Here is a 17,625-nt window from a genome sequence, read left to right on the forward strand (position 1 = left end):
TGCAAACGGATATCATCAATTCATTCAAAATAGGGGCTTCCTAAAGACAAAGAAAATACTGCATCAGTTATTAGTTGCCAGTGAGGATATACTCGCGACAAAATTGATGCGATGATACATTAAAAGGCAATATTCGCTTGTAATTTAAATGATTTGCAAAACGACTCTATTAGATTTTTTTACGCTACCTTCTTGAAAAAGAGCGATCTTCAAAGCTTGCTTCTAAACTTAATTTTTTTGTTGCAAGAACTTAGCGAATAGATTTGGCAAAATATCGATCTCATAATCCTTTGAAGCCGCACTCTATTAGTAGGCAGATGCCCATTATTTAGAGAACAAATTCAGCAAGATAACCTAGTGAATATCAAGCATATGTCTGTTAGTTTATAAAATTTATAAAGCGTGTGAAATGAGTAAAGTTTGGATTGAGTTGTTAATTTTTTCGATTTGGGAAGTGACTTCAGATTGGCTTAATTGATGAGATTGAGTAGTGATTTGGGGCGATCTACTATTGGTTTAGCAATCCATCATTTGCTACTTTTGTCAACAAACTTTTGGTGATTTCTTCCCATTCGCAATCGAGATCGATATGAGCGGGCGATCGCCCGCTGCGCTTATACCAATAACGAGCATTACTCAAGTCACCTTCTTGACGGTGTAAATGAGCGTGAACCCAAGCACTATCAGCGTCAGCTTCATCTTGGATCAGTACGTGCGCTCGTTCCCAATCCCCTTGCTTAGCGTACCAAAGTGCTTGCAAAGGTAAAGGGAGATCTGGACAATTTTTTTCTGCTAAGAATTGAGCCAAGCGATCGGAACTCATAATCAGTTATCAGGGAGCAGGGAACGCACGAGCAGTTAACTCCGACCTACGACTTACGACTTACAACTTCGACTAGCCTATCAAACTGCTGGGCGAGTAATTCTCCAGCTGCGGTACTATCTACAGGTTGAGAGAAAAAATATCCTTGCCCGAATTTACATTTGAGTCCTCGCAGACGGGCAAGCTGTTCTAAAGTTTCTATTCCTTCAGCCACGACTTCCATGTCTAGGGCGCGGGCAAGCATGATTGTAGCGCGAACGATCTCCCAACTCTGATAGCATTTACCAATTCGGCAAACAAAGGAACGGTCTAGCTTGAGGATATTTATCGGAAACCGTTGTAAGTAACTTAAGGAAGAATAACCCGTGCCGAAGTCATCTAGGGCTAGCGAGACTCCCAAAGCGTTGAGTTCTTTCATCAAAGCCGCGATCGCTTCAGGGTGTTCCATCAGTACGCTTTCAGTCAGTTCTAGTTGCAAACTCTTAGCATCGAGTCCAGTGGCTTGTAATATTTGAATAATTTGTTTTCCTACTTGCGGTTGAGTAAACTGCGGTGCAGAAAAGTTGACACTGATTTTGAACGGCACGTTCAAGGCAAATTGTGCTTGCCAAAGTTGCATTTGCTGGCAAGCTTGCTGCAATACCCACCAGCCAATCGGGATAATTAACCCTGTCTCTTCGGCAATTGGAATAAATTCTGCTGGAGAGATTGCACCCCTTTGCGGATGCTGCCAGCGTACGAGTGCCTCGAAACCAACAATTTTTTGGTTGACTAGCGAAACTATCGGTTGATAGTGCAAATGCAATTCCTGGTTGTTAATTGCCCGTCGCAAGTCAGTTTCTAATTGAAATAGTGCTACGACGCGATCGCGCATGGAGGTATCGAAAACTTCATACCGTGCTTTCCCGCCAGCTTTGGCGCGGTACATAGCAGTATCGGCATCGCGCAATAAATCTTCTGGTTGGCGATATTCTCTTGTATTTGCGATCGCGCCAATGCTTGTGGTGGCAAAAATCTCATTACCATCTAACCGAAAAGGTAACTTAAGTGCCAGTTGTATCCGTTTGATCATCTCGGTGGGATCGCTACAATTCTCTAGCACCATGGCAAACTCATCGCCGCCTAGACGAGCTAGAGTATCTCCCGTGCGGATCTGCGCTCTTAGTCTTTGAGCGATCCCAATCAACAACCGATCGCCGAGCATATGTCCTAAACTATCATTGATTGCCTTGAAGCGATCGAGGTCTAAAAACAAAACTGCAAAACTATAGTCTGTTTGCTGTTGTTGCAACCTCAGTGCTTGCTCCAACCGCATCATAAATAGGGCGCGATTTGCTAGACCCGTGAGGGAATCGTGAAAGGCTTCGTGTTGTAATTGTTGCTCTATTTGTTTGCGCTTAGTAATATCGTGGACGATGATACAAAAAACATCTTTGCCGTTGCGAGTAATTAAGTTCGCGTTAATTTCAACATCAACTAGTATTCCATCCTGACGGCGATATTGTTGTTCGCCTGTAAAGTAACGCTCTACTTGCAATGCTAAGATAAAGCGCTCTACAACTGCCTGATTTTCAGCAACTAAATCGAATAGTGTCAACTGGATTAGTTGACCGGACTGATAGCCGAGGAAATTTTCAAATGTAGCATTGGCTTCAATAATTTGTTTGGTACTGGCATTGACTAAAAAAATACTTTGAGAAGCCTTGGCAACTAAATGACGGTATTCTTCACTTTCTTGCCATTTACGCTCGGAGGCTACCAATTTTTCTATAAGTTGAAAAATAATCGTAGCAAAAATCATTGCTACAATCGCTAGTAAAATTGTTAAATAATACCAACTTGTCCGACCTTGATGATATATTTCTCTGGCGATATCAACGCGCAAAATTGCCGCAGGTTTACCGTAAATATCTGGTAGCAAAGCGTAACCAGCAATTGTATTTTTGCCGATCGGACGCACGAGAATTTTGTTAGTTGGTGATAATAAATTTCGCATTGCCTGAAAATCAGCAGGCAGATCGGGGCGATCTATTGCACGTACGGAAAGCGGCAGGCGGGTAGACTTGGATAAAGTGGCGATCGTTCCAGCATTGAGATAACGCCCAAAAATGAGCGAACCACGAATCGGTTCTTTATCTTTACTGGGCAAAATTGGTTGCGCTCCGACTAAAATTAATCCTTCTGGTAGATTGACAATACCTACTGCGCCACTTTCTATAGTCGTGTGGTACACCAATGGAGATTGGGGGACTAGATGAGGTTTTATCGCTGGAGAAATTGACTTGTATTTCTGAGTATTTAAGTCAAAACCAGTTCCGTAAACTATTTTGCCTGAAGGCTGAACGTAGAGAACTAAATTGAGTTTGAGTGCCAGCAATCCGGCTGGATAGAGATTAGAGTCGATATAATCTTGGTTCCGATCTAGGACAAAATTATAAGTATCGTTCCACCTTGCCCAATCATCAATGTGAATGCTCAAATCTTTTTGGGATTGAGTAAAAGCACTTAAAACTCCTTCTACTGCTTGGCGAGTCTGTCGTTCTTCTGCCTGTTGCAGATTATTGAACAAAATAACTGATACTGTCGCATACAATACTCCAATTAGACTGGTGAATGCTACACCGATGGGGAATAATGTCTTTTTGGATTTCATGCGATCGCGTTACTTAGTAGAAATATCTCGTTTGGGTTAAGTAAAAATTGATTTAACTGCTACAAATATTACAATCATAAGCCTATCTAGATCTAGCTATCAAGCGTAAAATTGCGAAGTTCATAGTTAATTTACTTATCTTTTTACGTATGTTTACTGAAAGATATGTTGCGCAAAGATGCAAAAAATTGCTAGCGGCTTTGCACGAAAACTTTCCCACGGCGGGGGGAACTCTCCCACGGAAGTGCTTGAATTTTGACGCGCTCTCAATTGGGCGAGCCGCGCTATTTTACGATTGCATCTAGAATATTCTCTGTTCCAAAGCGTACCACATCAGTACAGGGTAAACCAGTCTCGGCTTGAGTTTGTTCGATCGCCTGTCGTGCCGTGGCAAGATCGAGATGAAATGTGTTGAGCGCGATCGCGGCGACTGGGACATCGGCAAATGCTCCTGCTGCTTTAGCTACCATTTCGTATAGTTGTACTACGTCGGTTAAAGCTGGAATTGGGACGTGGGGATGGTTGCGGATGTGAGTTTGTCCAGCGCGATGGACTAACACTAGATGCGTCGGTTGCGTTCCCCGAATCAGGGGTAAGGTTGCGGTCGAGCCTGGATGCAGTAACGATCCCTGCCCTTCTACAAAGACAATATCGCGATCGCTGCCGTGTTGCACGACCATTTGTTCTACTGCCCCTGCTGCAAAGTCAACTCGAATTGCATCTAGGGGAATACCATCGCCAGCAATCATCAGCCCTGCTTGTCCGGTCGCGATAAACTTAGAACGCAAGCCCCGTTGTTGACAGGCACGATCCAGTTCCAAACAAGCAGACATTTTACCTACACCCATATCCGTACCCACAGCCAGCACTCGCCGACAAGCTAACGTTTGCGCTTGTCCGCTGGCGATGGGTAAGTTAGGCGGTTCTTGTCTGACATCCCAAATCCACTGTCCTGGGCGTAAGTTTTGAAATTCCGGGATTGTGGCTAAGGGTGTGTGCAATCCGTTAGCAATTGATAAACCTGCAAATACAGCTTGCTTGACTTCCTGCTGCCACTCTGGAGGTAAAATGCCTCCAGAAGGAGCAATGCCAATGGCTAATATGTCTGGATTGTGAGCTAATGCTTCCTCAACGGAACCGACAATCGGGATGTCGCGGTTGATGCCAGAGACTACAGGTAGAGACTCTCCGGCACATTGGCGATCGATAACGGCGACAATTTGAGCCTGACTGTAGCGTAACAAGGCAAGTCCTGTTTTACCTTGACTGCCCTTAATGCCGTCGTGTAAGAGAATGGCTACCCTACTTTCAGCCTGCAACCGCACTGCGTTCTACCCCCAATCCTGGTTTGCAATTTGGCAACAACCGCCCCGATCGGATTATTGCACCTACAAAGGGTTCTGCGGTTAAATTCAAATGACTATCTAAATCGAGGTAGTCGGCTAGGGGTGCGAGGTGGGCAGCGGCTGTATTCGAGAGGGAACTGTCAGAATAGCAACCAAACATGACCTGTAACCCTAATGTCTTTGCCACTTGTACCATCCGCATTGCTTCTGACAAACCACCAGCTTTCATCAATTTGATATTGATTCCGCCCGCGCAGTTGGATAACTGAGGAATATCGCGACTTGTCATACAGCTTTCATCGACAAAAATCGGTAGAGGCGATCGCTGTTTTAATTGGGGTAAGTGTTTCTCTTCTCCCCTTGCTAGCGGTTGTTCTACATATTTAACATCATAGTCGGCTAACCACCGACACATGGCGATCGCGTCATCTAAATTCCAGCCGCCGTTGGCATCGACAAATAACTCTAAAGTCGGAACTTCATCGCGGATTGCTGCTAACATTTCCCGATCCGCCTCAATTCCGGCTGGATTGCCCAACTTGACTTTGAAAATCTTGACTTCGATAAATTGCAACCAGTCTCTTACCCTTGCTACGGCTGCTTCTGGGGTATTAATCCCAATTGTGACCGAGGTTGGCACGATGCGATCGCAGTCCAATCCCCACAACTGCCACAGGGGTAATCCCGCCTTTTTCCCAATCCAATCGTGCAGTGCCATATCGATTGCAGCTTGGGCAGAGGAAGGCATTGTTTGTAATATCGAACCAATTCGCTGCCGTTCCCAAGGATTCATACTTTGTAACTGCGGTGCAATTGTTTGGATTGCCTCCAACAGCATTTCGGTAGATTGCGGACGATGTCCAAGAGAAAATGGCGATGCTTCCCCCCAGCCTTCAATTCCATCCTGTGCGATTTTCACCCACACATTTGTCGTTTGGGCTGTCGTTCCGCGACTAATTGTCAGAGGAAAACGCTTGCGGACGGTGAAAAGTTCGGCGCTGACGTGCATATGGGCGATCGCGTATTGTAATTAAGTCGCACTCATGCAGTGTAGCGTTAAATCAGGGAGCAGTTATCAGTTATCAGTGACCAGTAAACACAATAATTTTTCATATCTTGAGTTAGAGGCGATCGCATAGTTCGTGGTAGGTAGCCAAAAAGTAAATTACAAAATTCGTAGGGGCGCACAGCTGTGCGCCCCTACATAGATTATGCGTTCTTACCAGATCGCGATCGCTAAGCCTTTGCCTTTTGTGTTGGTGGTAGCACGACTTTTTTAGCTAAACCTAAAGCTTGTAAAGCCTGAATTGCCCACCATGTCATATCAATTTCCCACCACCGCCGTCCGGCTGGTGCTACATTAGGCTGAGCGTGGTGGTTGTTGTGCCAACCTTCCCCATAAGTCAAAAGTGCTGCCCACCAAAGATTGCGAGAATTGTCCTCTACCTCAAAATGACGATAACCGTATAAATGAGTCGCCGAGTTAATTAGCCAAGTGCTGTGCCAGAGTAATACGGCGCGGAGAAAGACACCATAGATGACAAAAGACCAGCCGCCGAGAAGGTATAGCAACACCGCCAATGGAATTTGCAACAGTAAGAAGTAGCGATCTAACCAGCGATAATACGGATCGCGATCGAGATCGGGGGCAAACTTTCGGTAATTATCGTAGATATAGAACTCCGATCGCGGGTACAGAATCCACAGCATGTGACTCCACCAAAAACCCCGCTTAGAAGAGTAAGGATCTTTGTCCACGTCCTCTGTATGAGCGTGATGTTGTCGATGTCCCGCTACCCAAAAGACGGGTCCTCCCTGCATGGCAAGCGCCCCGATGAAGGCGATCGCATATTCCAGCCACTTCGGTGTTATTTGCAAACTGCGGTGACTTAAGAGCCTGTGATAGCCTAAACAAATCCCAATGCTGCCAAATAGCCAGTGAAGAAATATCGTCACTCCCAAAGCCGACCAAGAAAAACACCAGGGAGCGAGCATTGCTACAACATGAAACGTGCCGAAAAACACCACATTGATCCAGCTGAGAGCAAGCGGCTGTTTACCCTCTGCAACTGAGCCTATAGTCATAATCTCTACTTTCAGTACTCAGCACTTAACAAACCTTTTGTCAGGAAATGCAAGTGCTACTTACAACCCCAGCTTAACAACGCAAAAATATAATTGCAAGTACTGCTTGCACGATTTGATAAATTTCTATCTTATGGCTACTCAACTAACTTCCACTCGACAGCGATTGATTGATGCGGCTTTGCAGTTGTTCTCAATTCAGGGAATCACCGAGACGACAACGCGGCAGATTGCCGAACTAGCGCAGGTGAACGAAGTCACCCTGTTTCGGCATTTTGGCAACAAGCAAGGGTTGTTGCTAGCAGCAATCTCAGAATCAGCAGTATTTAAAGATTTTGGCGAATCCCTGCGCGAGAAAGCGAGTCAAACAAGTAGCTTGCATCAGGCACTCAAAGACTATGCTAGCGATCGCTTGCAGGCTTTAGAGCAAGTGCCAGAGTTAGTATTATCTGTGGTAGGTGAATCCAGGCGCTATTCCAGCGAACACCAGCAAGTGATTGGCGAATATTTAACTCAAGCAAATCAATATGTAGCTGAGTATATCGCCACTGTCATCGAGCGGGAACAATTACAAACTAATTTACCAGTTTCTCAGCTAGCTAGCTTACTCAATAGTTTGCTATTAGGATATACAGCAATTCAATTTACAACAGGATTTCAAGCACTTTGGCAGAGTAGAGACGAGTTTTTAGAAAGTTTGGTTGAGTTATTCTTAAACCAGGTTGAAGCTGAAAGTAGTGTAGATAAAATTATCGATTTACCAGCAAATTTAGTCCATCTAATTCTCCAAAGAGCTAAGAAAATTGAACTACGAGATTATGCATTAATGTATGTCTTATTTGCCACAGGTTTATCAGCGTTAGAAATTGCTAATTTAGAAAGAATTCATCAAATAATCGATCGCGATCGCTATTTATTGCAAATTACTCAAGGTTCCGTGCGACAAGTTCCCGTGAATCAATGGATTTTGGGAAAGCGATACGGTTCCTATACTCGCAACCCCTTGACTCAGTGGCTCAAAAGTCGTAAAGACAATGAAGCAGCATTATTTTTAAATGACGCTGGTTTACCAATATCAGAAATAGAAATTCAGCAGCGCTGGCAGATAATTACTCAAGGATTACTCACGCCAGAAGGACAAGCACCAGCTATCGCCCAAACTCAACAAACATGGTGTGTAGAAATGTTAATGAAAGGCATGACTTTAGAAAATTTAAGTATGCTAACAGGATGGAGTTTAAAACAACTGAAACCTTATACTCAGAGAGTCAAAGAAAAAATAGCTATAGAACAAGCTATTCAACGCGATCGCGATTCTCAATAAACAAAACTTTACTCGTTTATATCTTTAGCATTCTTCTTTGCGCCTCTGCGTCTAACGCTACGCTAACGGCTTCGCCTTCGCTATCGCTAACGCCTACGGCTGATGCGCGACATAAATTCAGTCTTGGATTTTAAATCAACAAAACTCCCCTACGAATTCACAAAAACAACGCGATCGTTCTGAATCTTCACCCCATATTCCTCCAACCGCCTATACCATCCATCCCGCGTCCCAATCTCGCGAGAATTCTTCAACAACCCCAACTCTTCCTCTTGTCGAGTCAAATTAGCAAATTGTTCGTAGAAAGGATAGCGTTCGCTAACAAAAGTTTCCTTACGATGCAGAATTGGCGGATTAGCAGCGCGATCGTAATCGCGATAAAATACCTTCAAATCCGGCAAATGAATTTGCATACTTGTATGTAAAGTTGGATGAGAATTTGCATCAAAATCTGGATAAAACAAATAAGAAATCTTTGGCTTATCCGTACAAAACTTCACCAGCGTTGCATCTTCCAAACGTCCGATAGTACGACTAGCACAGCCTTCATAAATCCGCAGCAGCGGATCTAATTCTTCAATTGCAGAGACGTGAACGTATAAAGCTGTTGGTAAACGCTTTCCTATCTTGCTTTGCTGGCAGATTTTAGTAATAACTCCAGGCTTACCCAAACTGAAAAGCTTATTATCTGCTACCTCACAAGCTTCTTGATAACTACCAAAAAAAGCTTTGATATCGTGGCGCAGTGCGGGTGATAACTTATTAAAACTGGGACGCTGACTGAATTGAGTTAACGCCAGATATACTAGAATATCTAAAGAACGACGATAGGCGATCGCATCCCATTCTGCTTCATCCGTGGCTTGTAAGATAACGTTATAGGCGCGGCGGAAATTACCAAACTCTATTAGTAATTGCGATTCCTCTGCTAACTCACCCTTGACGGGTAAACGTCCCCTTTCAGTCACAAAAGCCATCAAAGGCGCGAGTTGTTCTTGATAATCTTCAAATCGCTTGCTGGGAATGCGTACTCTCGGTGTGGTGGCGCGAGAACGAAAGCGTAAAGCTTTGAAACTCTCCCGTTCTTGTTCGTCTCGAAAGACAAAGTAGATCCCCAGCGCGACTGGAACTGCATCGACATTGAGGACTTCATCAATATATTTTTTCAGTTCTTCTTGGTCGTAATACTTTTGAAACGTGTTGCGACTCGTAACAATGCCATCGCCATACGCCATTTGATTGCTGCTGCGGTCGTTAATCAGGACTTGCGCGGAGACGAGCAAAACTTTGTGGGTGAGTTCCCAGGCGTAAATTAAGGCTTGGCGGCGTTCCTCTAAATCTTCAATCACGTTGAGGACGTAGCCTAAGTTTACAATATCTGCGGCATGGCGTGGGGCATTAGGGCGATAATAAGGGTCCCAACCGTTGCTGGTATATCCCAAGTTAGCCACGCGATCGATATCGCCACCGTGACCGCAACCATAATCGAAAAACGTGGTATCGTTATTTAAAATTGCAGATTCTATTGCCGATCGCACGGGACGAGATATTTCTACACGATAAATAGCCGCCCGATGGCGTTCGATCTCTGGTAATGTTGCGAGGTAGTTAGACTCGACCATGAGGTTGTAGGGCAATGGCAGTTAAGTCTTCTATCTTCTTTATATTAGGATCTCCTGCCAGATAACCGATACCCCGGTGTAGGTGCAAGCGGAATTGAATTGCCAGGGTTTCTTTGTCTATACCTAGATTATCGTTATAACAGCGTTGTTTGAGTGCGATCGCCAATACATCTGACATTTCTCCCCCAAATACACGCCACGTCATCTCTACGTTGCTATCTGTAGGAATTGGTACGGGTGAGGGGGTGGTAGGTTCGGCGAGAGAACGGCAAAAAGCCCAACGACACAGTATATTCCATTGGTCGATCTTGGTATTGCGTTTGAGTTTGATTAGTTGTTCTTTGGCTGTTTGGGACAGGCGGATGCGATCGATTGGTGACTCCATAGCAGTAGATGGTAGTTGGTGATTGGTAATTGGTAATTGGTCGTCTGTAACTCTTAAGTTTTGACTTTTGACTTTTAACTTTTGACTTACCAGAAGTAACCTGGTTCTATCGTTGTCTGTCTTTCTATTGGATCGTATTTTAAAAGATATTCGCGGGCGATCGCTTCGTTTTGGCGTAGGGTGTGGACTTCTTTTTCCCCAATTTCGGTGTCGGTGGAAAGCAGGATGACTTGGTGGCTGGCGGAGGGAAAGTAGCGTTCGACTAGGTTTTGGCGGTGGGAGGAGTCTAAGCGTCCGAGGGGGGTATCGATGGCGATGGGTAAGCGTCGTCCAGAGACTCTAGCGAGTCCCCACAAAAATGCGATCGCTAGAAGTTGTTTTTCTCCGGCTGAGAGGCGATGTTTGGGGACTAGTTTCCCTTGTAAGTCATAGAGGGAAAGGCTAAAGGTATTGGTAGCGATCGCAATTCGATGTACTAAATCTGATTTATGCAATAAATAGCGGAAGCATTCTGTTACTTCTACTTCTAATTTATTCAGTTTTCTTAAGGTTAAGCGTTCGCGAAACAGTTTTAGGGTTTCTTGGACTTTTGATGCAGATGTAAGAATATGTTCGGTATTTTTGCGAAGAATGGTTTGTTCGGTATATTCGTTTAAGTCTTTTTTCGTTTGTGCGATCGCGGTTTCTAATTCTAAAATTCTGTGTTTAGCTGTTTCACAGTTTGCTTTTATATTTGTAACTCTATTTTGTGCTGTTTGTAGCGTTTCAACTAATTGCTGATAAGCTTCTGGCGAGGCTGCTGTTTGTAATTGTCTTTCGAGATCGACGATTTCTGCTGCTTGTTGTTCGAGTATCGTTTGCTGCTGTTTTGCAGAGTTGTTCGCAATCGGTAAAGCAGAATTGAGTAAATTATTTAGGTAATTTAGTGTTTCGCTGTCGCTTTGCAACCATGAGTATTCCTGTAGAGACGTTACATGTAACGTCTCTACATCTTGTTGAAGCAACGTTTTAATTTTATCTAATTGTTCTATTGTAATATTTATAGTAGAAATCTGTGCCAATAGACGTTGATTTCGTTCTAACAATACATCTTGCGCTACTTGCGATCGCGCCTGTTGAAATTCGGTTTCAGCTTGCGATCGCGCTTGTTCTAGTAGTGGTGTAATTAAGGCAAGAGGTAGTACGTCAGATGCTAATTCTCTCATCGCTTGACGCGCTGTTTCTGCTGTTGCGTTTTTGGTTTGATGCTGTTGTTCTAATTGACTGCGATCGGCTGCTATTTTACCACCTTCAGCCAGAAATTTATCAAATGCTTCTTGCTGTTCTTTCTCCGCTGCTGTTAGTTTATTTTCTAAAGAAGTTAAATAGGATTTTTCTCCATCTTGCTTATCTTGTAAATCTTTCAGTTTTTCTTCTATCTCTTCTAAATTTACTACATCCTTTACATCAGCAATTTCCTTTCGCTTGCGATTAACTAATATTTCTAAATCTACTGCTAATCGTTCCGATAATTCTAACCCTAGAAGTCCGCGAATAGCATCGACGACTACAGTTGGAGGAACTTCTTGCTCTGCTAATTCTTTAATTTGTTCGCCATCGAATAGAAATAGATTAGAAATTCCTACAGGAAGTAAATTTTCAATATATTCGTCCCATATGTTAACTAAACCACTATTTAGCCATTCATCATCATTCAAAATCCCCAAAATATCCTTGCCATCTTTAGGATTTTTCTCCCAAGTTCTGACAATTCGATACACTACAGGTTTGTCATTTTCAATGTGTCCGAAAGCTAATTCAATCCGAGTTTTTTCAGTTGGGGGTGTGTGGCTGTTAACACATTGAGTCAGAAAATCGCTATAGCTTAAATTACCTCTGGTAGAACATTGGGCGCGATGTCCGTAAAGTGCAAGGCGAATCGCATCCATTAATGTTGTTTTTCCACCCCCATTCATCCCACCTAAGAGGAGAATTGGGCGTGAGATATTCTCAGTTTCAGTTTCACTAAATGGACTTAAATTGATGACTTGCGTGCCTTGATATGGACCAAAGTTTTGTAATATGAGTTCGAGTAAAATCATTTCTTAAACTTAAAATTCCCCCAACTCATCGGCTTATCGTCCTCTACATCCACTGCATCCCCTAAAGTTAGCTGCTTTACCTTATCGACATCGCCTTTACCAACAGCATCCTTTAAATCTCGCTTGAAATGAGCATTTTTAATCGCTTCATCTTGAGAACGAGAACTACTTTTAAAACATTTCTCTAGCGCGTCGTAAATACCTACACGTCTTGCCATTTTGCGAAATTGGCGTTCTGTATCTAAAAGCTTTGCCATTAATTCTAAATGCATGGCATCGCCGTCACAAATTTCTTCTAGGACGTTCCATTCATCGCTACCTAAAAGGCTATAGTCAGCACCAGGACGAATATCGATAAAACTTTCGCCCGTTACTTCTGCATAAATACGGGGTAGGCTATCATCAAATTCGTGTTTTTCTTCCAGCCAAATTCTTCTAATTTCGCTTAATTCTTCATTAGTAACTAGGGTGATATCACGCATATTTTCTGGTGCAGTACAGCGAACTTGGGTTTGTGCTTCTAGAACTCGTCTCAGCCAATGTTCTCGCCAATATTTAGTGTAGGGACCAGGTATGGGTTCAACTGAGAGTTCGCCATGATGATTGCGTTCAAATAGTTGCACTTCACCCCAGATTCGGCGAAAATCTCTTTTATCGCGATCGTCTTGTACGTCCAAGTCATTGCGGATATCTAATAGAGGCTGCATCCATTCTTTTTCTTCATCGTTTTGGATCATTGCCTCCATTGATTTATCTTTACTCACCATCGTGCAAACCCAGCAGCCAAAGCGGGAATCGCCGCAACTGGGAGTGGAGGTATCGACAACTAGGGGGCATTCGTTGTCTGCTGTCGCGCCTCGGTACATGGTAAATAAGTCTTTGTTGCTATATCCCCAAGGGTTTTGCCACTGCATGAGGTATAGCCAAACTTCATCTGTACGCCAGTCTTCAATTGGTAGATAAATCAGTGAGTTAGGTCTATTGGGGTTAGTGTTAATGCGATCGCGTACCCGCCACTCTCTATGTCTTGCCATATTAGCCGCCCGCTTTACGCTTTCAGCTTTGCGCGTACCCAGGACAAGAATTACTTCACCACTAGAACGAATAACTGCACGAATGAAACTATCAGCGGGTTGAATCTTCAAGCGTTCCGTACACCATCTAAATCGGTTGCGCGGTGCTGGATAACCTTTGCCGATAAGGTTTACCCAAAAAGTATCTTTGGTAGCAGGGTGAAGCAGATGGGGTTCAACTGGCATTTGTTGATCTTTAGCAGCAACCTTCATCTGTTCTAAAGAATTACCCACCCAACTAGAAACTAAAGGATTTTCTACTAAAGTATCATTTGTAATTACATGAATGGCTTTAGTACGCTTTTCAATTGGCAGAGAAGCGATCGCATTCCAGACTAATTGTAAAGTGGCAGTAGAATCTTTACCACCACTGTAGCCAACACACCAGGGTATCGCATCAGAACAATACAATTCTTGTATTTCAGCCGTCAGTAGCTCGATCTCTTCTACTAACTCTGCTACATTACGGGCTGGCTGATTTTTTTGGTCTGCCTGATTCGCTATTGTCATCCTCCCTACCTCTGGAAATACGGACGAGTATGGGTGCGATTATAAGTCACAGAACCACAAAAACCAAATCTGCTACGCGAATTTCTAGTCGTTAACTATAGTATTGTAAGGTTTATAGGTTTTTAAAAACCAGCATTTAAAAGTTTTTAAAAACTTGACAATAGAGCCAAGTTCTTTTAAAAAATTAACCTATGCACTGATGCAAGGGTGAAAAAACGGCAATGAAAGATAGTGTAGCAAAGATTACGGGCGAATAGAATTCGCGTCTACACAGGCAAAGTCCGCCTTCGCAGACTCTAGAATCACCGTCGTTAGGTGCAAAGTATGGGGAAACGAGAAACTCAGGAACAACAAACTCTGACAACCCTGCTAGATAAGTTTTTACAGCAGCAGGATCGAATACTGGTGCAGAAAACAGAAATGGGCGGGACTGAGGCTTATGTAGGTTCTGTGACGCTGGAGTGGTTTGCCAGTCGAGTACATTTTGCCTCTGCTTTACCCCTACTGCGACAAAAATATAATCCTGAAACTGACAATATCGAGATTGACGCAGAGAGTATCGACGAGATTCAGCAGCGTCCTCTGGATTGGTCACGACAACTCCCATTAACGCAGTATTTAGCCACGCGGAAGCATCATAAATTTCCACCTGTATTGGTGGTGATTAGCCAACCTTGGGTAGATAATCTTCAAGCTACTGAGTGGGATAGCCAGGGTAAAGCAATCGCATCAACTACAGATTTTATCACTCTAGACCGAGAGGGCAGGGTTGGTCTACTAAGTGTTGCTGAGGCGGATGTCACTATATACGCCCTGGATGGACAACATCGATTGATGGGGGCGCAGGGGCTAATAGAGTTGCTGAAAACTGGTCAACTACCACGCTATCGCAAAGATAAATCTCCTGACGGTACTTACATCAAACTAGCCGATTTAGTAGAACAATCTCATAGTCAAGGCGCGAATAATCTCGTCTCTAACGATGTACAAGACATTCCTCAAGAAACAATTGGTATCGAGTTCATTTGTGCAGTTGCAGCTGGAGAAACCCGCGAAGCAGCAAGGCGAAGGGTAAGGTCTATTTTTGTCCATGTCAATCTGATGGCTGCACCCCTAACGAAAGGTCAGTTAGCCCAGTTGAATGAAGATGATGGCTTTTCGATTGTGGCGAGAAAAATTGCTGTAAGTCATCCGCTATTGGAACAACGATTGAACCGGAAGCCACGGATTAATTGGAATAGTGCGACAATTGCCAGTAAGTCAACAGTTCTGACAACGCTGCAAGCCCTCAAAGATATGTCAGAACGCTATTTAGGGCAGAAGTTTCCGCACTGGAAACCGTGGGAAAAAGGATTAATTCCCATGCGCCCAGAGAAGAAGGAACTTGAGGCAGGAATTTCTGATTTTTGGCAGTTATTCGATTTTTTGGCAACCCTTCCCAGTTACAAATTGTTGGAGGATGAAGATACACCTAGCCTGCGGCGATTCAATTTTGAAAAGGATGGGGGTGAAGGAAATATGCTGTTTCGTCCAGTAGGTCAGGTAGCTTTAGCGCAAGCTTTGGGAATTTTGGTTTTCAAGAAAGGGTTTAAGTTGAAAGAGATTTTTAAGAAGTTGCGAAAATTTGACTTAGAAGGCGGATTTAGCAGCATGGAGTATCCGCAGTCCCTTTGGTATGGCGTTTTATATGACCCAAATAAGAAGCGAGTGCAAGTTGCTGGGAAAGATTTGGCAGCGAAATTACTAGTTTATATTTTGGGTGGAATTGAGGATCGGATGGAACGGGCAGAACTGCGTAAAGCTTTGGCTGATGCAAGAAGCGTGGAGGATAAAACTGTAGGTTTCGATGGTCAGTTTGTCGAACCCAAAGAAGTAGGACTTCCCTCGGTTCTGAATTAACACAAACACCTATTTTTTTTCATTGTAGTTTTCACCGATGCCACATTCTCAAACAATTGCATATTATATTAGCTGACCTTTGCTAATTTATATAAATACTTTGTGGTAAATATGCAAGAGGATAATACTAATAACTCTCAATCCGAATCAAACCAGCCGCTTGACCCTCTGCTTGAATCGTACTACTCAAAGTACCGTCGCAAGTATCGGTGCTATCCAGGATTAATTTTTCATCAAGGGAAGCGGGAAATGCTACAAATTAATGTTCCTGCTGGAGACTTACCTGTTCTTCTTCAAGCGAAACCTGCTACTGATAACGATCCAAATTCAGGTAAAAATCGCCCGGTAATAAAAGGTCATGCAGATGAAATTAAAAAATATGTTTTAGATCGTGCGCGGATTGGCAAACCTTGGGTTTTAGGTACATTGACAGCAAATGTAGCCAGGGAAAAAATTACAATTATTGAGTTAGGTGCAGGAGTTTGTCTAGTAGCTATTCCAAATGACGTTGCTTTAGATATTACAGATGGACAGCACCGAACTCGTGCTATGCAGGAGTTAATATTGAGTGCAGAACGACATTTAATTGGAAATGATGAATTTCCAATTACTTTAGTTTTAGAAGACAGCGATCGCCAATGTCAAACAGATTTTAGAGACATGGCTCAATCAGCACCTCTAGCTAAGTCTCTTTTAGTTTCTTACGGGGAGTTTTTAGGAAGAGATGGCATCACTCAAAACTTATTAGATAGAGTGATAATGTTTCGAGGAAAAACCGAAAAAATTAAAGCATCTGTTGGAGTAAAAAATAAATTAATTTACACAACTAATTACATAGCAAAATCTGTTAGTTGTGCATTTGTAGATAATCCTGACGATGAGATTCTAGAGTACGATGTCGAAACTTCTGCTGAAGCTTTGGCTGTAGCCTTCAATCTATTTTTTTCAAACTGTTCTGCTACCAAACTAATAGCTGAGAAAAAGTTCGAGCAACTGACAAGTGATGAAGTTATGAATTTTAAAGAAGATTACATTATAGGTTTAAGTTATGGTTTGGAGATACTAGGACGTTTGCTGAACTTTACTTACGATCGGTCAAGCAATCACTTCAATGAAGCCATGATATTGAGGTTAGCTGAAATTGACTGGTCAAGAAGTAATAGCGTTTGGAGAGATAATATTGTTAGATTAGATCCAAAACCTAAAAATCCAGCTAAACCATACAAAATATCATTTGGTACAGGTGTCATATCAACAGCAGTCAAGATTGTAAAAATGGAACTGGGCTGGACATGAGCTATTAAAATTGAATAATACTTACATTTGCGGGAGGAATTTGCTTAAATCGAATTCCTCTTCTTCTTTTTTCTGCCTCACTACTTCAGAAATAAGAATTAGTAGAAGCCTTTCTGTATAATCAACTGCACCTCGTAGTTCTATCTGTAACATTTCCAGTCCACCGTTAACATACTCTTCAAAAATATCGTTACGGTTCTCATTAATATGATTTTCCGTCAAGGACAAAATTTTTAATTCTTCGGTTTCATTAACCGCAATTAAATTTATTACTGCATCATACCCTCTGACTAAAAATTGTTCTTGAGGAATCGGTGCTGGTTCTTTTTTAGAAACCTCTCCCAAAGGAACGCGCTTTTTGTGCTTTGCACCTAAAGCAGCAGCAAATACAATGACATCAGCATAAGTTGGAAATGGACCCGTCGCACCGTCTGCTGCTGTTAAGGCTTTCACTAATTCGGCTTTATCTTTAGCAACTCTAATCCTACCAGTTTCTACCATTCTGCCAGTACCTAATTCTTAGCTATA

Annotated in this window: 13 protein-coding genes; 3 read left to right on the forward strand and 10 right to left on the reverse strand. The window is 42.9% G+C overall.

What is annotated here, in order from left to right; translation table 11 throughout:
- Positions 1 to 508: 508 nt before the first annotated feature.
- The 5 genes from H6G17_RS21895 to H6G17_RS21915 form a co-directional block, all read right to left on the reverse strand.
- Positions 509 to 823 carry a hypothetical protein gene (locus tag H6G17_RS21895; RefSeq protein WP_192160739.1) on the reverse strand — a complete coding sequence of 105 codons (315 nt, stop codon included), beginning with the start codon at positions 821 to 823 and terminating at the stop codon, positions 509 to 511.
- Between the two features lie 46 nt (positions 824 to 869).
- The gene (locus H6G17_RS21900) at positions 870 to 3,476 is read right to left on the reverse strand and encodes an EAL domain-containing protein (RefSeq protein WP_192160740.1); all 2,607 of its coding nucleotides are present in this window, start codon (positions 3,474 to 3,476) and stop codon (positions 870 to 872) included.
- Between the two features lie 284 nt (positions 3,477 to 3,760).
- The gene (locus H6G17_RS21905) at positions 3,761 to 4,801 is read right to left on the reverse strand and encodes a DUF1611 domain-containing protein (RefSeq protein WP_192160741.1); all 1,041 of its coding nucleotides are present in this window, start codon (positions 4,799 to 4,801) and stop codon (positions 3,761 to 3,763) included.
- Positions 4,785 to 5,831 carry a dipeptide epimerase gene (locus tag H6G17_RS21910; protein ID WP_192160742.1) on the reverse strand — a complete coding sequence of 349 codons (1,047 nt, stop codon included), beginning with the start codon at positions 5,829 to 5,831 and terminating at the stop codon, positions 4,785 to 4,787. Before H6G17_RS21910 ends, H6G17_RS21905 begins: the two co-directional genes overlap by 17 nt.
- A 227-nt stretch (positions 5,832 to 6,058) precedes the next feature.
- Positions 6,059 to 6,907, reverse strand: coding sequence for a fatty acid desaturase (locus H6G17_RS21915; RefSeq protein WP_015154704.1), 849 nt, complete (start codon positions 6,905 to 6,907; stop codon positions 6,059 to 6,061).
- A 133-nt stretch (positions 6,908 to 7,040) separates the two neighbouring features.
- On the opposite strand from H6G17_RS21915, the gene H6G17_RS21920 reads away from it, so the two are divergent.
- Positions 7,041 to 8,231 carry a TetR family transcriptional regulator gene (locus tag H6G17_RS21920; RefSeq protein WP_192160743.1) on the forward strand — a complete coding sequence of 397 codons (1,191 nt, stop codon included), beginning with the start codon at positions 7,041 to 7,043 and terminating at the stop codon, positions 8,229 to 8,231.
- A gap of 149 nt (positions 8,232 to 8,380) precedes the next feature.
- Here H6G17_RS21920 and H6G17_RS21925 read toward each other — a convergent pair whose 3' ends face one another.
- The 4 genes from H6G17_RS21925 to dndC all read right to left on the reverse strand — a co-directional run bounded on the left by H6G17_RS21925 (position 8,381) and on the right by dndC (position 13,902).
- Complete coding sequence (locus H6G17_RS21925) at positions 8,381 to 9,853, reverse strand: DNA phosphorothioation-associated putative methyltransferase (protein ID WP_192160744.1); 1,473 nt, start codon at positions 9,851 to 9,853, stop codon at positions 8,381 to 8,383.
- A complete protein-coding gene (dndE, locus tag H6G17_RS21930) occupies positions 9,840 to 10,238 on the reverse strand; it encodes a DNA sulfur modification protein DndE (RefSeq protein WP_192160745.1) in 399 nt (132 codons plus the stop codon). Before dndE ends, H6G17_RS21925 begins: the two co-directional genes overlap by 14 nt.
- 86 nt (positions 10,239 to 10,324) lie before the next feature.
- Positions 10,325 to 12,319 (reverse strand): DNA sulfur modification protein DndD, encoded by a 1,995-nt coding sequence (dndD, locus tag H6G17_RS21935; RefSeq protein ID WP_192160746.1) that lies wholly within the window; start codon positions 12,317 to 12,319, stop codon positions 10,325 to 10,327.
- Complete coding sequence (dndC, locus tag H6G17_RS21940; RefSeq protein WP_192160747.1) at positions 12,316 to 13,902, reverse strand: DNA phosphorothioation system sulfurtransferase DndC; 1,587 nt, start codon at positions 13,900 to 13,902, stop codon at positions 12,316 to 12,318. The genes dndD and dndC overlap by 4 nt, the downstream gene beginning before the upstream one ends.
- Before the next feature lie 324 nt (positions 13,903 to 14,226).
- Here dndC and H6G17_RS21945 point away from each other — a divergent pair, with 324 nt between their 5' ends.
- Positions 14,227 to 15,801, forward strand: a complete 1,575-nt coding sequence (locus H6G17_RS21945) for a DGQHR domain-containing protein (protein ID WP_192160748.1) — start codon at positions 14,227 to 14,229, stop codon at positions 15,799 to 15,801.
- A gap of 111 nt (positions 15,802 to 15,912) precedes the next feature.
- Positions 15,913 to 17,097, forward strand: a complete 1,185-nt coding sequence (locus H6G17_RS21950) for a DNA sulfur modification protein DndB (protein ID WP_192160749.1) — start codon at positions 15,913 to 15,915, stop codon at positions 17,095 to 17,097.
- A 21-nt stretch (positions 17,098 to 17,118) separates the two neighbouring features.
- On the opposite strand, the gene H6G17_RS21955 is transcribed toward H6G17_RS21950, so the two are convergent.
- Positions 17,119 to 17,598: a DNA phosphorothioation-associated protein 4 gene (locus tag H6G17_RS21955; RefSeq protein WP_192160750.1), complete on the reverse strand. Its 480-nt coding sequence runs from the start codon at positions 17,596 to 17,598 to the stop codon at positions 17,119 to 17,121.
- Positions 17,599 to 17,625: the final 27 nt, after the last annotated feature.

The organism is Chroococcidiopsis sp. [FACHB-1243] (assembly GCF_014696895.1).
Taxonomy (GTDB): Bacteria; Cyanobacteriota; Cyanobacteriia; order Cyanobacteriales; family Chroococcidiopsidaceae; genus Chroococcidiopsis.